This window comes from Microbacterium sp. F01 (genome assembly GCF_056156365.1).
Genome location: NZ_CM149592.1, coordinates 2,505,114 through 2,520,665, shown reverse-complemented (window position 1 = coordinate 2,520,665; position 15,552 = coordinate 2,505,114). Strand labels below are relative to the sequence as shown.

The 15,552-nt window shown below is 64.7% G+C and carries 10 protein-coding genes and 2 rRNA genes; 10 read left to right on the top strand and 2 right to left on the bottom strand.

Going from position 1 to position 15,552, the window contains the following annotated elements:
• Window positions 1-21 precede the first annotated feature (21 nt).
• From typA to ACVN90_RS11535, 7 genes are all read left to right on the top strand, one after another.
• Window positions 22-1,935, top strand: coding sequence for a translational GTPase TypA (typA, locus tag ACVN90_RS11565; RefSeq protein WP_378898251.1), 1,914 nt, complete (start codon window positions 22-24; stop codon window positions 1,933-1,935).
• Between the two features lie 131 nt (window positions 1,936-2,066).
• On the top strand, window positions 2,067-2,828 hold the full coding sequence (locus ACVN90_RS11560) for an AzlC family ABC transporter permease (protein ID WP_475098400.1): 762 nt from the start codon (window positions 2,067-2,069) through the stop codon (window positions 2,826-2,828).
• On the top strand, window positions 2,825-3,139 hold the full coding sequence (locus tag ACVN90_RS11555) for an AzlD domain-containing protein (protein WP_475098399.1): 315 nt from the start codon (window positions 2,825-2,827) through the stop codon (window positions 3,137-3,139). The genes ACVN90_RS11560 and ACVN90_RS11555 overlap by 4 nt, the downstream gene beginning before the upstream one ends.
• 62 nt (window positions 3,140-3,201) lie before the next feature.
• A complete protein-coding gene (locus ACVN90_RS11550) occupies window positions 3,202-3,567 on the top strand; it encodes a histidinol dehydrogenase (RefSeq protein WP_475098398.1) in 366 nt (121 codons plus the stop codon).
• A gap of 47 nt (window positions 3,568-3,614) precedes the next feature.
• A complete protein-coding gene (gene fdxA, locus ACVN90_RS11545) occupies window positions 3,615-3,935 on the top strand; it encodes a ferredoxin (protein ID WP_018170155.1) in 321 nt (106 codons plus the stop codon).
• A 1-nt stretch (window position 3,936) separates the two neighbouring features.
• On the top strand, window positions 3,937-5,058 hold the full coding sequence (gene dapC, locus ACVN90_RS11540; protein WP_475098397.1) for a succinyldiaminopimelate transaminase: 1,122 nt from the start codon (window positions 3,937-3,939) through the stop codon (window positions 5,056-5,058).
• Between the two features lie 188 nt (window positions 5,059-5,246).
• On the top strand, window positions 5,247-6,545 hold the full coding sequence (locus ACVN90_RS11535; RefSeq protein ID WP_374974765.1) for a citrate synthase: 1,299 nt from the start codon (window positions 5,247-5,249) through the stop codon (window positions 6,543-6,545).
• An 80-nt stretch (window positions 6,546-6,625) separates the two neighbouring features.
• Here the strand turns inward: ACVN90_RS11535 and ACVN90_RS11530 are convergent, their stop codons facing one another.
• Window positions 6,626-8,065 carry an MFS transporter gene (locus tag ACVN90_RS11530; RefSeq protein ID WP_475098396.1) on the bottom strand — a complete coding sequence of 480 codons (1,440 nt, stop codon included), beginning with the start codon at window positions 8,063-8,065 and terminating at the stop codon, window positions 6,626-6,628.
• A gap of 173 nt (window positions 8,066-8,238) precedes the next feature.
• On the opposite strand from ACVN90_RS11530, the gene ACVN90_RS11525 reads away from it, so the two are divergent.
• Window positions 8,239-8,808, top strand: a complete 570-nt coding sequence (locus ACVN90_RS11525; protein ID WP_475098395.1) for a TetR/AcrR family transcriptional regulator — start codon at window positions 8,239-8,241, stop codon at window positions 8,806-8,808.
• An 84-nt stretch (window positions 8,809-8,892) separates the two neighbouring features.
• Here ACVN90_RS11525 and dapD read toward each other — a convergent pair whose 3' ends face one another.
• A complete protein-coding gene (dapD, locus tag ACVN90_RS11520; protein WP_475098394.1) occupies window positions 8,893-9,849 on the bottom strand; it encodes a 2,3,4,5-tetrahydropyridine-2,6-dicarboxylate N-succinyltransferase in 957 nt (318 codons plus the stop codon).
• Between the two features lie 538 nt (window positions 9,850-10,387).
• Between dapD and ACVN90_RS11515 the strand changes: the two genes are divergently transcribed.
• Window positions 10,388-11,909: ribosomal RNA gene (locus tag ACVN90_RS11515) — 16S ribosomal RNA — on the top strand.
• Between the two features lie 443 nt (window positions 11,910-12,352).
• Window positions 12,353-15,459, top strand: a 23S ribosomal RNA gene (locus ACVN90_RS11510).
• The 16S and 23S rRNA genes sit together here, the layout of an rRNA operon.
• The last annotated feature ends 93 nt before the right edge of the window (window positions 15,460-15,552 follow it).

Sequence of the window (15,552 nt, the reverse complement as noted above, 5' to 3'; positions counted from 1 at the left end):
TTCTCTTTCAAGGATTCCCTCATGGCGCGCGCCCTCCGTCCGGACCTCCGCAACGTGGCTATCGTCGCTCACGTCGACCACGGCAAGACCACCCTCGTCGACGCGATGCTCCGCCAGACCGGCTCGTTCGGCGAGCACGCTCACGTCGAAGAGCGCGCGATGGACTCGAACGACCTCGAGCGCGAAAAGGGCATCACGATCCTCGCGAAGAACACCGCGATCACGTACAACGGCGCCCACACCGACGTTCCCGTCACCATCAACGTCATCGACACCCCCGGCCACGCCGACTTCGGCGGCGAGGTCGAGCGCGGACTGTCGATGGTCGACGGCGTCGTGCTGCTCGTCGACGCGAGCGAGGGCCCGCTCCCGCAGACCCGCTTCGTGCTCCGCAAGGCGCTCGAGGCGAAGCTGCCTGTCATCCTGCTGGTCAACAAGACCGACCGTCCCGACGCGCGCATCGCCGAGGTCGAGGAGGAGGCGCACGACCTGCTGCTGGGCCTCGCGTCCGACCTCCACGAGGACGTGCCCGACCTCGACATCGACGCCCTGCTCGACGTCCCCGTCGTGTATGCGAGCGGGCGCGCGGGCGCAGCATCCCGTACCCGTCCCGCCAACGGCGAGCTCCCCGACAACGCCGACCTCGAGCCGCTGTTCGAGGCGATCCTCGAGCACGTGCCTGCACCGGCATACGACGACGAGGCGCCCCTTCAGGCCTGGGTCACCAACCTCGACTCGAGCCCGTTCCTCGGCCGCCTCGCGCTGCTGCGCGTCTTCAACGGCACCCTCAAGAAGGGTCAGACCGTCGCGTGGGTCCGTCACGACGGCTCGCACTCGAACGCCCGCATCACCGAGCTGCTGAAGACCCGCGCTCTCGAGCGCTACCCGGCCGAAGAGGCCGGTCCCGGCGACATCGTCGCCATCGCCGGCATCGAGGAGATCACGATCGGCGAGACGATCGCCGACCCTGAGGACGTCCGGCCGCTCCCCGCGATCACGGTCGACGATCCCGCGATCTCGATGACGATCGGCACGAACACGTCGCCGCTGGTCGGCAAGGTCAAGGGCCACAAGGTCACCGCCCGCATGGTGAAGGACCGCCTCGACCGAGAGCTCATCGGCAACGTGTCGCTCAAGGTCGTCGACATCGGACGCCCCGACGCGTGGGAGGTGCAGGGTCGCGGCGAGCTCGCGCTGGCAATCCTCGTCGAGAACATGCGCCGCGAGGGCTTCGAGCTCACGGTCGGCAAGCCGCAGGTCGTCACGCGCAAGGGCGAGGACGGCAAGGTCAAGGAGCCTTTCGAGCACTTGACGATCGACGCCCCCGAGGAGTACCTCGGCGCCATCACCCAGCTGATGGCTTCCCGCAAGGGCCGGATGGAGACGATGGTCAACCACGGCACCGGCTGGGTCCGCATGGAGTTCATCGTGCCCTCGCGCGGTCTGATCGGCTTCCGCACCGAGTTCCTCTCGATGACGCGCGGCACGGGCATCGCCAACGCGATCTCGCACGGCTACGACGACTGGGCGGGCCACATCGTCGCCCGCCAGAACGGCTCGATCGTCGCCGACCGCTCGGGCGTCGTCACCCCGTTCGCCATGATCGCGCTGCAGGAGCGCATGAGCTTCTTCGTGCAGCCCACCGAAGAGGTCTACGAGGGCATGGTCGTCGGCGAGAACTCGCGCGCCGACGACATGGACGTGAACATCACCAAGGAGAAGAAGCTCACGAACATGCGGTCCTCGACCGCGGACGCGTTCGAGTCGATGACTCCGCCGCGCCTCCTCTCCCTCGAGGAGAGCCTCGAGTTCGCCCGCGACGACGAATGCGTCGAGGTCACGCCCGAGAAGGTGCGCATCCGCAAGGTGATCCTCGACGCCACCGAGCGCGGCCGCGCGGCCTCGCGCCTGAAGCGCCAGGACGCCAACGCGTAATTCTGGAACGGATGCCGCGACCCCGCGCCCTCGAAGGGCGCAGGGTCGCGGCATCCGTCGTATCAGAAGAGAGGCCACCGATCGGCTCGCGGCCCGGCGCCCGGTGTCGGGGCCGTCGGTAGCATGACGAGGTGACCCTCGACCCGCACTTCGACGATGCGCACAGCGCGGGCGAAGGCCAGAGGGCCGTGCGCGAAGGACTCGGGGTCGCAGTGGCGACCAGCGCCTACGGCATCTCGTTCGGCGCTCTCGCGGTCGCCGCCGGGCTCGACGTCTGGCAGACCTGCGTGCTGAGCCTCGTGATGTTCACCGGCGGGTCGCAGTTCGCGTTCGTCGGCATCGTAGGCGCCGGGGGACTGGCCGCTGTCCCCGCCGCGATCGCGTCGGCAGCGCTGCTCGGGGTGCGCAACGTCGCCTACGGCATCCGCATGTCGCCGGTGATCGGTGCGGGCTTCTGGCGTCGCGCGGCCGCGGCGCAGTTCACGATCGACGAATCGACGGCCGTCGCGCTCGCGCAGCGGTCACCGCATGCGCGCTCGCTGGGCTTCTGGGTGACGGGCATCGGCATCTACGTCGGGTGGAACCTGTCGACCCTTGCGGGCGCCCTGCTCGGAGACGTACTCGGCGACGTCCGGGCGTACGGGCTCGACGCCGCGGCCGCCGCGGCGTTCCTCGCGCTGCTGTGGCCGCGTCTGCGGGCACGGCAGCCCATCGTCGTGGGCGTGGCTGCCGCGGTCGTCGCGACGGTGCTGACGCCCGTCCTCATGCCGGGGCTGCCGGTCATCATCGCCGCGCTCGTCGCGATCGTGGTCGGCTGGACGAACTGGCTCGGCAAGGACGAACGGGTGGATGCCGAGCCCGACGACGTCGCCGAGAGAGAGGGGCTGCCGTGACGATGTGGACCGCCATCCTCGTGGCCTCGATCATCTGCGTCGCGCTCAAGACCGTGGGGTATCTCATCCCCGCCAAGTGGGTGGAGGCGCCTACGCCGATGCGCATCGCGGACCTCCTCACCGTCGCGCTGCTGGCTGCGCTCGTCGCCGTGCAGACCCTCGGCGTCGGGCAGGCGGTGGTGGTCGATGCGCGGGTGCCGGCCGTGCTCGTCGCCGCGGGCCTGCTGATGCTGCGCGCGCCGTTCCTCGTCGTGGTGATCGCCGCGGCGATCGTGGCGGCGCTCCTGCGGCTGTGGGGCTGGGCGGCGTAACGCTCAAGATCTCGGTAAGCGGGCGGGGAGGAGCGTCCAGGCGCGCTCGGTACCATCGACGCATGCGCCCTTCCGTTCCCGCCCGCATCGGCAGCTGGATCATCGCCCTGCTGGTGGGACTCGTCTACGGGGTCGCTGGTACAGTCGCCCACGCGTACGCGATCGGCCGGTTCCCGCTGGGCCTGATCCTCGCTCTGATCGGCTCGGGCGCGCTGCTCGTCGCCGTGAGGCTGCTCACCTCCGACCGCTGGGCGACCCTCGCGACAGGCGTCGGGATGATGGTGTCGACCCTCGTGTTCTCGGGCAGCGGCCCCGGCGGCTCGGTCGTCGTGCCCCAGTCGGAGCTCGGCGTCGTATGGACCATCGCCGTGCCGATCCTCGTGGCGCTCGCGGTGGCCTGGCCAGATCGCATCCCCCGGATGCAGTGAGCGTCGCACGGCGGTCGGCCATCGGAGGTCGCGGCTAGACTGAGGGCGTGACGTACGTGATCGCCCTTCCCTGCGTGGACGTCAAGGACCGCGCCTGCATCGACGAGTGTCCCGTGGACTGCATCTACGAGGGCGACCGGTCGCTGTACATCCACCCGGACGAGTGCGTGGACTGCGGCGCCTGCGAGCCGGTCTGCCCCGTCGAGGCGATCTACTACGAAGACGACCTGCCTGACGAGTGGCAGGACTACTACAAGGCCAACGTCGAGTTCTTCGACGACATCGGCTCCCCGGGCGGTGCCGCCAAGGTCGGCGTCATCCACAAGGACCACCCGATCATCGAGGCGCTCCCGCCGCAGGAACACTGACGTGGGGGTCGCGGACCTCGCCGACTACCCCTGGGATGCCGTCGCGCCGTATGCCGCGCGCGCACGCTCGCACCCCGACGGGCTCGTCGACCTCTCGATCGGCTCGCCCGTCGACGCCACGCCCGCGGTCGTCGCCGAGGCGCTCCGTGCCGCGACCGACGCGCACGCGTACCCGCAGACCGTCGGCACCCCGAGTCTGCGCGCGGCCATCGCGAGCTGGTACGACCGGCGCCGTGGTGTTCCCGGGCTGACTGCCGACAACGTGCTCCCGACCGTGGGGTCGAAGGAGCTCGTCGCACTCCTCCCGCTGCTGCTGGGCCTCGGGCCCGGCGATGTGGTCGTGCATCCCCGTGCCGCCTATCCGACGTACGAGGTCGGGGCTCGGCTGGTGGGCGCCATGCCCGTCGCGGCTGACGATCCCGCAGAGTGGCCCGAGGGTACGCGCCTCGTCTGGGTCAACTCCCCGGGTAATCCCGACGGCCGCGTGCTCGACATCCCCGCCCTTCGCGCCGCGGTCGCCCGAGCTCGAGAGCTCGGCGCCGTCCTCGCATCCGACGAGTGCTACGCCGAGCTGGGCTGGGACGCACCGTGGGACACCGCGCCGGTGCCCTCGGCGCTCGATCCCCGCGTGACCGGAGGCGACCTCGGCGGGATCCTCTCGGTCTACTCGCTGAGCAAGCAGTCGAACCTCGCGGGCTACCGGGCCGCGTTCCTCGCCGGCGATCCCGCCGTCATCGCGCGCCTGCTGACCGCACGCAAGCACCTCGGCCTCATGCTCCCGCTTCCGGTCCAGGCGGCGATGACCGCAGCGCTCGAGGATGACGTCCACGTCGCCGCCCAGAAGGAGCTCTATCGTCGCCGGCGCGAAGTGCTGCGACCCGCTATCGAGGCCGCAGGCTTCCGCATCGACGCCAGCGAAGCCGGACTGTACCTGTGGGCGACCGAGGGGCGCGACGCGTGGGAGAGCCTGGGCCGTCTCGCCGACCTCGGCATCCTCGCGGGCCCCGGCCATTTCTACGGCACGCACTTCCCTCAGCACATCCGGCTGTCGCTCACGGCGACGGACGAGCGCATCGCGTCGGCGGCCGAACGCCTGCGCGCGGCATCAGATATCGCGATCTGAGGATTCCTCTATCGGATGCCGCGGCCCTTTGGCTGTGTCAACAGTAGGCGCAACGGCGCACTAGGCTGTAGGAACGCGGCGACGCGGCATCCCCCGTCCCGCCCCTCCGTTCTGCTGCTGCCCTCTCCCCGGCGCCGCACAGGACTGGACGACACCCCCGGTACGACCAGAAATCGCGAGGAGGCGCCGTGAGCGACGCGGGCACCCAGCAGGAGAAGGCCACTCTCACGATCGGTGGCAGCACCGCCGAGTTCCCGCTCCTGCGGGGCACGGACGGCACACCGAGCGTGGACCTCTCCACTCTCACCCGCCAGACCGGCTACACGGCTCTCGACTACGGCTTCGTGAACACCGCGGCGACCAAGTCCGCGATCACGTACATCGACGGCGACCAGGGCGTGCTGCGCTACCGCGGCTACCCGATCGAGCAGCTCGCGAAGAACAGCACCTACCTCGAGGTCGCATGGCTGCTCATCTACGGCGAGCTGCCGAGCGCCGACCAGCTGGCCGAGTTCGACGAGAAGATCCGCCGGCACACGCTGCTGCACGAGGATCTCAAGCGCTTCTTCTCGGCGCTGCCGCACACCGCGCATCCCATGTCGGTGCTGTCGTCGGCCGTCTCGGCGCTCTCGACGTACTACGAGCACCAGTCCGACCCGAACAATCCTGAGCACGTCGAGCTGAACACGATCCGCATGCTCGCGAAGCTGCCCGTGATCGCGGCGTACGCGCACAAGAAGAGCATCGGCCAGGCGTTCCTGTATCCCGACAACTCGCTCGGGTTCGTCGACAACTTCCTCAAGCTCAATTTCGGCGTCCTGTCGGAGGTCTACCAGGTCGACCCCGTCATGTCGCGGGCTCTCGAGCGCCTGCTCATCCTCCACGAGGACCACGAGCAGAACGCGTCGACCTCGACCGTCCGTCTCGTCGGCTCGACCGGGGCGAACCAGTTCTCGTCGATCTCCGCCGGCATCAATGCGCTCTACGGTCCGCTGCACGGCGGCGCGAACGAGGCCGTGCTCGACATGCTGGCGCGCATCCGCGATTCCGGCGAGAGCGTGCAGCGCTTCGTCGAACGGGTCAAGAACAAGGAAGACGGCGTGAAGCTCATGGGCTTCGGTCACCGCGTCTACAAGAACTACGACCCGCGCGCGAAGCTTGTCAAGGAGTCGGCCGACGAGGTGCTGTCGGCGCTCGGCGTGAGCGACCCGCTGCTCGACCTCGCGAAGGAGCTCGAAGAGATCGCGCTCAACGACGCGTACTTCCAGGACCGTCGCCTGTACCCGAACGTCGATTTCTACACCGGCGTGATCTACAAGGCGATGGGCTTCCCGACCCGCATGTTCACGGTGCTCTTCGCGATCGGGCGCCTGCCCGGCTGGCTCGCGCAGTGGCGTGAGGCCGCGAGCGACCCGCAGACCAAGATCGGTCGACCGCAGCAGCTGTACATCGGCGCCGAAGAGCGCAACTACCCCGGTCTGTCCTGACTCTGCCGGAATGACGGATGCCGCGCCCCCGAGTGGGAGCGCGGCATCGTCGTGCTGCGGGGTCTGTGCCTCGTGGTGAGTCAGCCGACCTCGGCCAGAGCCGCTTCGTCGGCGTCCTCCAGTGACCCCGGGGCTGCAGCATCCGTCCGTCCCCGCGGGCGCACCGTCAGCACGAGGATCGCAGCCACGACCGCCCCGGCGGCGAGTGTCAGCCAGGCGACCGCGTAGCCGTCGAGCGCGGGGGTGGCGCCCGGCTCGACCGCGCCGAATACGACCGCCGTCGTGAAGGCGGAGCCGACCGCCGACCCGATCGTGCGCAGGTTGGCGTTGACGCCGGTCGCGATGCCGGTGCGGTCGGCGGGCACGCTCTCGACGATGATGCTCGCCGTCGACGCGTAGGCCAGGCCGATGCCCAGCCCGAACACGCCGCCCGCGAGGGCGAGGGTGACGAGCGTCTCGTGGTCGAACACCGCGAACACGACGCCGCCCGCCATCAGCAGCGCGCCGAGCGCCATCATGAGCCGCAGCGGGATGACGCGGGCGATCGCACCTGTCGCGAAACCGACGCTCGACATGCCGATGAGAAGGGGGAGCAGCGCCAGGCCGGCGGCCTGCACGCCGAGCCCCAGGCCCCATCCCGAGCTCGCGGGCGTCTCGAGGAACTGGGGGAGGTAGCCCCAGAAGCCGAAAGCGGCGGCTCCGATGAGGAGTGCGGCGGCGTTGACGGGCCAGATCGCCCGCGAGGCCATCAGGCGGAGGTCGACGAGCGGCTCCGACGAGCGGAGCTCGGACACCACCCACGCCACCATGAGGAGCACGGCGGCGGCGAACAGCGCGAGCGTGAGCGGCGAGGTCCAGCCCCAGCGCGCCCCGGAGCTGAGCGGAACGAGCAGTGCGATGAGCCATCCCGACAGGAGCACGGCCGAGATCACGTTCACACGGCCGACCGCACGCAGACCCGCGGGCGGCACGAGCATCATCGTGAGCACGATGCCCGCAACAGCGGCGACGAACGGGACCGCGAAGATCCCGTGCCAGCCGAGGAGCTCCGCGAGGGGACCCGCGAGCACGCTTCCCGCCGCACCACCGATGCCGATGATCGCGCTGGTGGCGCCGATGGCGCCGGTGAGCTGGTGGCGAGGCATGACATCGCGGAGCAAGCCGAACGCCAGCGGGAAGAGCGCCCCGCCGACGCCCTGCAGCACGCGGGCGAGGATGAGCACCTCGAGGTTCGGCGCGAACGATGCGACCACGTCGCCGATCGCGACGACGGCGAGCACCGCGAGGAACGTGTTGCGTCGGCCGCGGAGGTCGCCGATGCGGCCGAGGAGCGGAGTGGCGACAGCCGCGGCGATGAGCCAGGACGTGTTGGTCCAGGATGCTGCATCCGCCGTCACGCCGAAGTCCGCGGCGATGAGGGGGATGACGGGGATGACCAGATTCTGGAGCAGCGCGAGTGAGGCGACGCTCAGTGCGATCGCCGCGAACGCAGCGCGGGGTGTGAAGGGGACAGTGGGCATCGACGGGCCTTCCGATGGGTGCGGATCCGATGAATGCGGGATAAAGTGGAGGGAGGTCTCCGAACGGAGGACGCCTCCGCTTTGCAAGATTAGCGGAGGGACCCTCCGTTTCGCAACCACGGAATTCGCCGTCGCCGCAGGGCGCGGCTCGGCTATATCAGGAGGGTTCGGTCATGGCGGTCGTCGAGCGGGTGTCTGCACTGGATGCACGTCGGCCGCAGCGGGCCGATGCCGCGCGGAACTTCGACGCGCTCGTCGCGGCCGGCCGCGAGGCGTTCGCGGAGGAAGGATCCGCGGCCTCCCTCGAAGACATCGCGCGCCGCGCGGGTGTCGGGATCGGGACGCTGTACCGCAACTTCCCCACTCGCGACGACCTCATCGAGACGCTCTACCTCGGGGAGGTCGACGCGCTCGTGCGCGCCGCGGATGAGGTCGCCGATCTCGAGCCCTGGGAGGCGCTCCGCGCATGGCTCGACCGGTTCGTCGCCTACGTGGGGACCAAGCACGCCCTGCTCGACGGCCTGAACCGCCGCTCGCCGGTACTGGCGGAGTGCCGCACGATCATGCTCTCCGCAGGGGAGCCGCTGCTCGAGCGCGCCCAGGCCTCGGGCGACGTCGACCCCGACATCTCGATCGGGGACGTGGTGAAGCTGGTGTCGGGAGTGGCGGCAGTCGCCTCGTTCGACGACGAAGCGCAGCGCGAGCGGGTGCTCAACCTGGCCATAAACGCCATTCGCCGCTGATCCGCGGGCCGGGACGAGAGGGCGCGCGGTTGAAGCGACGAGACCGCCCCGTCGTCGTGACGGAGCGGTCTCGCTGAGCAGGATTCAGGCGTGGAGCGCCTCGTTGAGCGTGACACCCACACCCGCGCGGCGCACGGCCTCGACCGCGCCGGTGAGGGAGTTCCGGCGGAAGAGCAGCCCGGCGCTGCCGGACAGATCCGCGCCCTTGGCGGTCGGAAGCGAACCGTCGGCGCGACGCGGCTCGTCCGCGAGGACGACCTTGGTGCCGGCGGTGACGTACAGTCCGGCCTCGACGATGCAGTCGTCGCCGAGCGAGATGCCGATACCGGCGTTCGCCCCGAGCAGTGTGCGGGCGCCGACGGACACCTTGTGCGTGCCGCCACCCGAGAGCGTGCCCATGATCGAGGCGCCGCCGCCGATGTCGCTGCCGTCGCCCACGACCACGCCCTGCGAGATGCGGCCTTCGACCATGCTCTGGCCGAGGGTGCCGGCGTTGAAGTTCACGAAGCCCTCGTGCATGACGGTGGTACCGGGCGACAGGTACGCCCCGAGCCGCACGCGGGATGCGTCGGCGATGCGGACGCCGGCGGGGGTGACGTAGTCGAGAAGGCGCGGGAACTTGTCGAGGCCCTGTACCTGGATGCCCTCGCGCGCAAGGAAGGGGCGCAGGCGGGTCAGAGCGTCCGGATGAATGGGGCCCGCGTTGGTCCAGGCCACGTTGGGCAGGTGCGCGAAGATGCCGTCGAGGTTCACCTCGTTGGGACGCACGAGCAGGTGCGACAGCGCGTGCAGGCGCAGGTAGGCGTCTGGCGTCGAAGTCGGAGCGGCATCGAGGTCGGCCTCGATTGCCACGACCTCCACGGTGACGGCCCGGCGTGCGTCGGCGACCGCGAGGCGGTCGAGTTCGTCCGGCGGCATCTGAGGGTCGTAGCCCAGCGGAATGCGTCCGGCAGCGGGGGAGGGGAACCACGTGTCGAGCACGGTCCCGTCTTCGGCGGTCGTGGCGAGGCCGACGCCCCACACCCATCGTTCTTCGGTCATGCCTTCCACGCTAGCGCGCGGGCTCGGCCGGAGTTCCGCGTGTTTCCGCGGCTCGGAGCCTGCGACACGCCCGGGCGGCGGTGCGGATTCGACGGTGGGGTGGGATCGGCGTAGAGTTCTTGTTGTTCGCCCCAAAGGGTAGAGCAGAAGGCCGGAAGGTCTCGCTCCCCTCAAGCAGCGAACGACCTCCACCACACAGGATCCGCTGGTCGGATCACTCGCTTGCGAGAGTGGTGGAAGCCTTGTTCGGAGGGTTTTGGTCAGTTTGACCGGATCGCTTCGGCGAGGTAGGATAGTGAAGTTGCCCAGCTGGGTTGCGGGTCCGTGGGATTCGTTGCTGGTTGGTGCGTCCGATCTTTGAGAACTCAACAGCGTGCACTTGTCAAATGCCAATTTTTTTCTCTGTCGATCAGTTTTTTGCTGGTTGGTGGGGGTCTTTTTTGGATCAATTCATGGATGTCAGTTTGATATTCGTTTTTGGTCATGGTTGAACTCGTCTGCTGTGAGCTGTTTTCCCGGTTCTGGTGGGCATCATTTTTTTATGGAGAGTTTGATCCTGGCTCAGGATGAACGCTGGCGGCGTGCTTAACACATGCAAGTCGAACGGTGAAGCCAAGCTTGCTTGGTGGATCAGTGGCGAACGGGTGAGTAACACGTGAGCAACCTGCCCTGGACTCTGGGATAAGCGCTGGAAACGGCGTCTAATACTGGATATGAGCCTCTATCGCATGGTGGGGGTTGGAAAGATTTTTTGGTCTGGGATGGGCTCGCGGCCTATCAGCTTGTTGGTGAGGTAATGGCTCACCAAGGCGTCGACGGGTAGCCGGCCTGAGAGGGTGACCGGCCACACTGGGACTGAGACACGGCCCAGACTCCTACGGGAGGCAGCAGTGGGGAATATTGCACAATGGGCGGAAGCCTGATGCAGCAACGCCGCGTGAGGGATGACGGCCTTCGGGTTGTAAACCTCTTTTAGCAAGGAAGAAGCTTTTGTGACGGTACTTGCAGAAAAAGCGCCGGCTAACTACGTGCCAGCAGCCGCGGTAATACGTAGGGCGCAAGCGTTATCCGGAATTATTGGGCGTAAAGAGCTCGTAGGCGGTTTGTCGCGTCTGCTGTGAAATCCCGAGGCTCAACCTCGGGCCTGCAGTGGGTACGGGCAGACTAGAGTGCGGTAGGGGAGATTGGAATTCCTGGTGTAGCGGTGGAATGCGCAGATATCAGGAGGAACACCGATGGCGAAGGCAGATCTCTGGGCCGTAACTGACGCTGAGGAGCGAAAGGGTGGGGAGCAAACAGGCTTAGATACCCTGGTAGTCCACCCCGTAAACGTTGGGAACTAGTTGTGGGGTCCTTTCCACGGATTCCGTGACGCAGCTAACGCATTAAGTTCCCCGCCTGGGGAGTACGGCCGCAAGGCTAAAACTCAAAGGAATTGACGGGGACCCGCACAAGCGGCGGAGCATGCGGATTAATTCGATGCAACGCGAAGAACCTTACCAAGGCTTGACATACACCAGAACGGGCCAGAAATGGTCAACTCTTTGGACACTGGTGAACAGGTGGTGCATGGTTGTCGTCAGCTCGTGTCGTGAGATGTTGGGTTAAGTCCCGCAACGAGCGCAACCCTCGTTCTATGTTGCCAGCACGTTATGGTGGGAACTCATGGGATACTGCCGGGGTCAACTCGGAGGAAGGTGGGGATGACGTCAAATCATCATGCCCCTTATGTCTTGGGCTTCACGCATGCTACAATGGCCGGTACAAAGGGCTGCAATACCGTGAGGTGGAGCGAATCCCAAAAAGCCGGTCCCAGTTCGGATTGAGGTCTGCAACTCGACCTCATGAAGTCGGAGTCGCTAGTAATCGCAGATCAGCAACGCTGCGGTGAATACGTTCCCGGGTCTTGTACACACCGCCCGTCAAGTCATGAAAGTCGGTAACACCTGAAGCCGGTGGCCCAACCCTTGTGGAGGGAGCCGTCGAAGGTGGGATCGGTAATTAGGACTAAGTCGTAACAAGGTAGCCGTACCGGAAGGTGCGGCTGGATCACCTCCTTTCTAAGGAGCACCTCAACTCTTCGGGGTTGCAGGAACCTCAGCCGGGACGAATGTTCCTGGTGGGGGCTCGTGGGTGGAACATTTGACATGGCATCAGCGCGACTGATTCCTACTAGTACGCCCGGTTCTCGGACCGGGTTGGAGGGTGGGGGTGGGTGAGCGGGGTGCCTGCACGCTGTTGGGTCCTGAGGGACCGGACGCCGCATGCTCACCGTTTGGGTGGGGTGCGGGGGACGTGACTTCTGGGCTTTCCTTGCTGCCGGCTTGGCTGGTGGGTGGGGGAAGTGCCGCCCGTACTTTGAGAACTACACAGTGGACGCGAGCATCTTTGCAAGATGACCTCTTTTGGGGGTTGTTTTGTGTTGATGATCTTAAAGATCATTAGTCAATTTCTTTCGCACTCTTCCTTTGGGGGAGTGTGGTTGAGTTTTTGATTCTCATGTTTTCAAGTCTTTAAGAGCAAACGGTGGATGCCTTGGCATCTGGAGCCGAAGAAGGACGTAGCAATCTGCGATAAGCCTCGGGGAACTGATAAGCAAGTTTTGATCCGAGGGTGTCCGAATGGGGAAACCCCGCTGGGCGGCGTGCCGACCTAGTGACTCCCGCCTGAATATATAGGGCGGGTAGAGGGAACGTGGGGAAGTGAAACATCTCAGTACCCACAGGAAGAGAAAACAACCGTGATTCCGTGAGTAGTGGCGAGCGAAATCGGATGAGGCTAAACCTTATGTGTGTGATATCCGGCAGGAGTTGCATGTGAGGGGTCGTGGGACTTTCCGTATCATTCTGCCGAGTGGTGAACGTGATGCGTCGATATAGATGAACGGTCTTGAAAGGCCGGCCAGAGTGGGTGCCAGCCCCGTAATCGAAATGTCGGACGCAGCGTGGAGAGTATCCCAAGTAGCACGGGGCCCGAGAAATCCCGTGTGAATCTGTCAGGACCACCTGATAAGCCTAAATACTCCCAGATGACCGATAGCGGACAAGTACCGTGAGGGAAAGGTGAAAAGTACCCCGGGAGGGGAGTGAAATAGTACCTGAAACCGTTTGCTTACAAACCGTTGGAGCACCCCTGGTAGGTGTGACAGCGTGCCTTTTGAAGAATGAGCCTGCGAGTTAGCGATATGTGGCGAGGTTAACCCGGGTGGGGTAGCCGTAGCGAAAGCGAGTCTGAATAGGGCGATTTTAGTCGCATGTCCTAGACCCGAAGCGAAGTGATCTATCCATGGCCAGGCTGAAGCGACGGTAAGACGTCGTGGAGGGCCGAACCCACTTAGGTTGAAAACTGAGGGGATGAGCTGTGGATAGGGGTGAAAGGCCAATCAAACTTCGTGATAGCTGGTTCTCTCCGAAATGCATTTAGGTGCAGCGTTGCGTGTTTCTTGCCGGAGGTAGAGCTACTGGATGGCCGATGGGCCCTACAAGGTTACTGACGTCAGCCAAACTCCGAATGCCGGTAAGTGAGAGCGCAGCAGTGAGACTGTGGGGGATAAGCTTCATAGTCGAGAGGGAAACAACCCAGACCACCATCTAAGGTCCCTAAGCGCGTGCTAAGTGGGAAAGGATGTGGAGTTGCTTAGACAACCAGGAGGTTGGCTTAGAAGCAGCCACCCTTGAAAGAGTGCGTAATAGCTCACTGGTCAAGTGATTCCGCGCCGACAATGTAACGGGGCTCAAGCACGCCACCGAAGTTGTGGCATTGACATTATTGGTAGGCCTTCGTGGTCCAGCCGTGTTGATGGGTAGGAGAGCGTCGTGTGGCGAGTGAAGCGGCGGGGTGACCCAGCCGTGGACGCTACACGAGTGAGAATGCAGGCATGAGTAGCGAAAGACGTGTGAGAAACACGTCCTCCGAAAGACCAAGGGTTCCAGGGTCAAGCTAATCTTCCCTGGGTAAGTCGGGACCTAAGGCGAGGCCGACAGGCGTAGTCGATGGACAACGGGTTGATATTCCCGTACCGGCGAAGAACCGCCCCAATCAATCCAGTAGTGCTAAGTATCTGAATCCCCATGACCGGATCCTTCGGGTGATGGCGTGGGGCCTAGCGTACGACCCCATGCTGGTGCGGTTAGCGTATTAACAGGTGTGACGCAGGAAGGTAGCCCATCCCGGGCGATGGTTGTCCCGGGGCAAGTGCGTAGGCCGAGTCATAGGCAAATCCGTGACTCGTGTGGCTGAGACACGATGCGGATGAAAAGTGGGTGATCCTATGCTGCCGAGAAAAGCATCGACGCGAGGTTCTAGCCGCCCGTACCCCAAACCGACTCAGGTGGTCAGGTAGAGAATACCGAGGAGATCGAGAGAATCGTGGTTAAGGAACTCGGCAAAATGCCCCCGTAACTTCGGGAGAAGGGGGGCCATCCACTTATACCAGCTTGCCTGGAAAAGGGTGTGGTGGCCGCAGAGACTAGTGGGTAGCGACTGTTTACTAAAAACACAGGTCCGTGCCAAGTCGCAAGACGATGTATACGGACTGACGCCTGCCCGGTGCTGGAAGGTTAAGAGGACGGGTTAGCCGCAAGGCGAAGCTCAGAATTTAAGCCCCAGTAAACGGCGGTGGTAACTATAACCATCCTAAGGTAGCGAAATTCCTTGTCGGGTAAGTTCCGACCTGCACGAATGGCGTAACGACTTCCCAACTGTCTCAACCGCGAACTCGGCGAAATTGCAATACGAGTAAAGATGCTCGTTACGCGCAGCAGGACGGAAAGACCCCGTGACCTTTACTACAGCTTGGTATTGGTGTTCGGTGTGGCTTGTGTAGGATAGGTGGGAGACTGTGAAGCTATGACGCCAGTCATGGTGGAGTCGTTGTTGAAATACCACTCTGGTCACTCTGGATATCTAACTTCGAACCGTAATCCGGTTCAGGGACAGTGCCTGGTGGGTAGTTTAACTGGGGCGGTTGCCTCCCAAAAAGTAACGGAGGCGCCCAAAGGTTCCCTCAACCTGGTTGGCAATCAGGTGGCGAGTGTAAGTGCACAAGGGAGCTTGACTGTGAGACTGACAGGTCGAGCAGGGACGAAAGTCGGGACTAGTGATCCGGCAGTGGCTTGTGGAAGCGCTGTCGCTCAACGGATAAAAGGTACCTCGGGGATAACAGGCTGATCTTGCCCAAGAGTCCATATCGACGGCATGGTTTGGCACCTCGATGTCGGCTCGTCGCATCCTGGGGCTGGAGTAGGTCCCAAGGGTTGGGCTGTTCGCCCATTAAAGCGGTACGCGAGCTGGGTTTAGAACGTCGTGAGACAGTTCGGTCCCTATCCGCTGCGCGCGTAGGAAGTTTGAGAGGATCTGACCCTAGTACGAGAGGACCGGGTTGGACGAACCTCTGGTGTGCCAGTTGTACTGCCAAGTGCACCGCTGGTTAGCTACGTTCGGGATGGATAACCGCTGAAAGCATCTAAGCGGGAAGCCGGCCTCAAGATGAGACTTCCATACCCTTCGGGGTGAGAGGCTCCCAGCCAGACTACTGGGTTGATAGGCCAGATGTGGAAGCACGGCAACGTGTGCAGCTGACTGGTACTAATAAGCCGATGACTTGAAAACACTTCCCCCCACCCCTGCGGGTGGGGTGAGATAGCTCGCGTCCACTGAGTGGTTCCCGATGTACGGTCGGGACACCGCAACTGAACAGAAGAC

What these genes read in the sequence shown, in the direction of transcription:
- typA (WP_378898251.1), top strand. Translation starts at nt 22, where the DNA reads ATGGCGCGCGCCCTCCGTCCGGACCTCCGCAACGTGGCTATCGTCGCT.
- ACVN90_RS11550 (WP_475098398.1), top strand. Translation starts at nt 3,202, where the DNA reads ATGCGCCCTTCCGTTCCCGCCCGCATCGGCAGCTGGATCATCGCCCTG.
- ACVN90_RS11530 (WP_475098396.1), bottom strand. Translation starts at nt 8,065, where the DNA reads ATGCCCACTGTCCCCTTCACACCCCGCGCTGCGTTCGCGGCGATCGCA.
- ACVN90_RS11525 (WP_475098395.1), top strand. Translation starts at nt 8,239, where the DNA reads ATGGCGGTCGTCGAGCGGGTGTCTGCACTGGATGCACGTCGGCCGCAG.
- dapD (WP_475098394.1), bottom strand. Translation starts at nt 9,849, where the DNA reads ATGACCGAAGAACGATGGGTGTGGGGCGTCGGCCTCGCCACGACCGCC.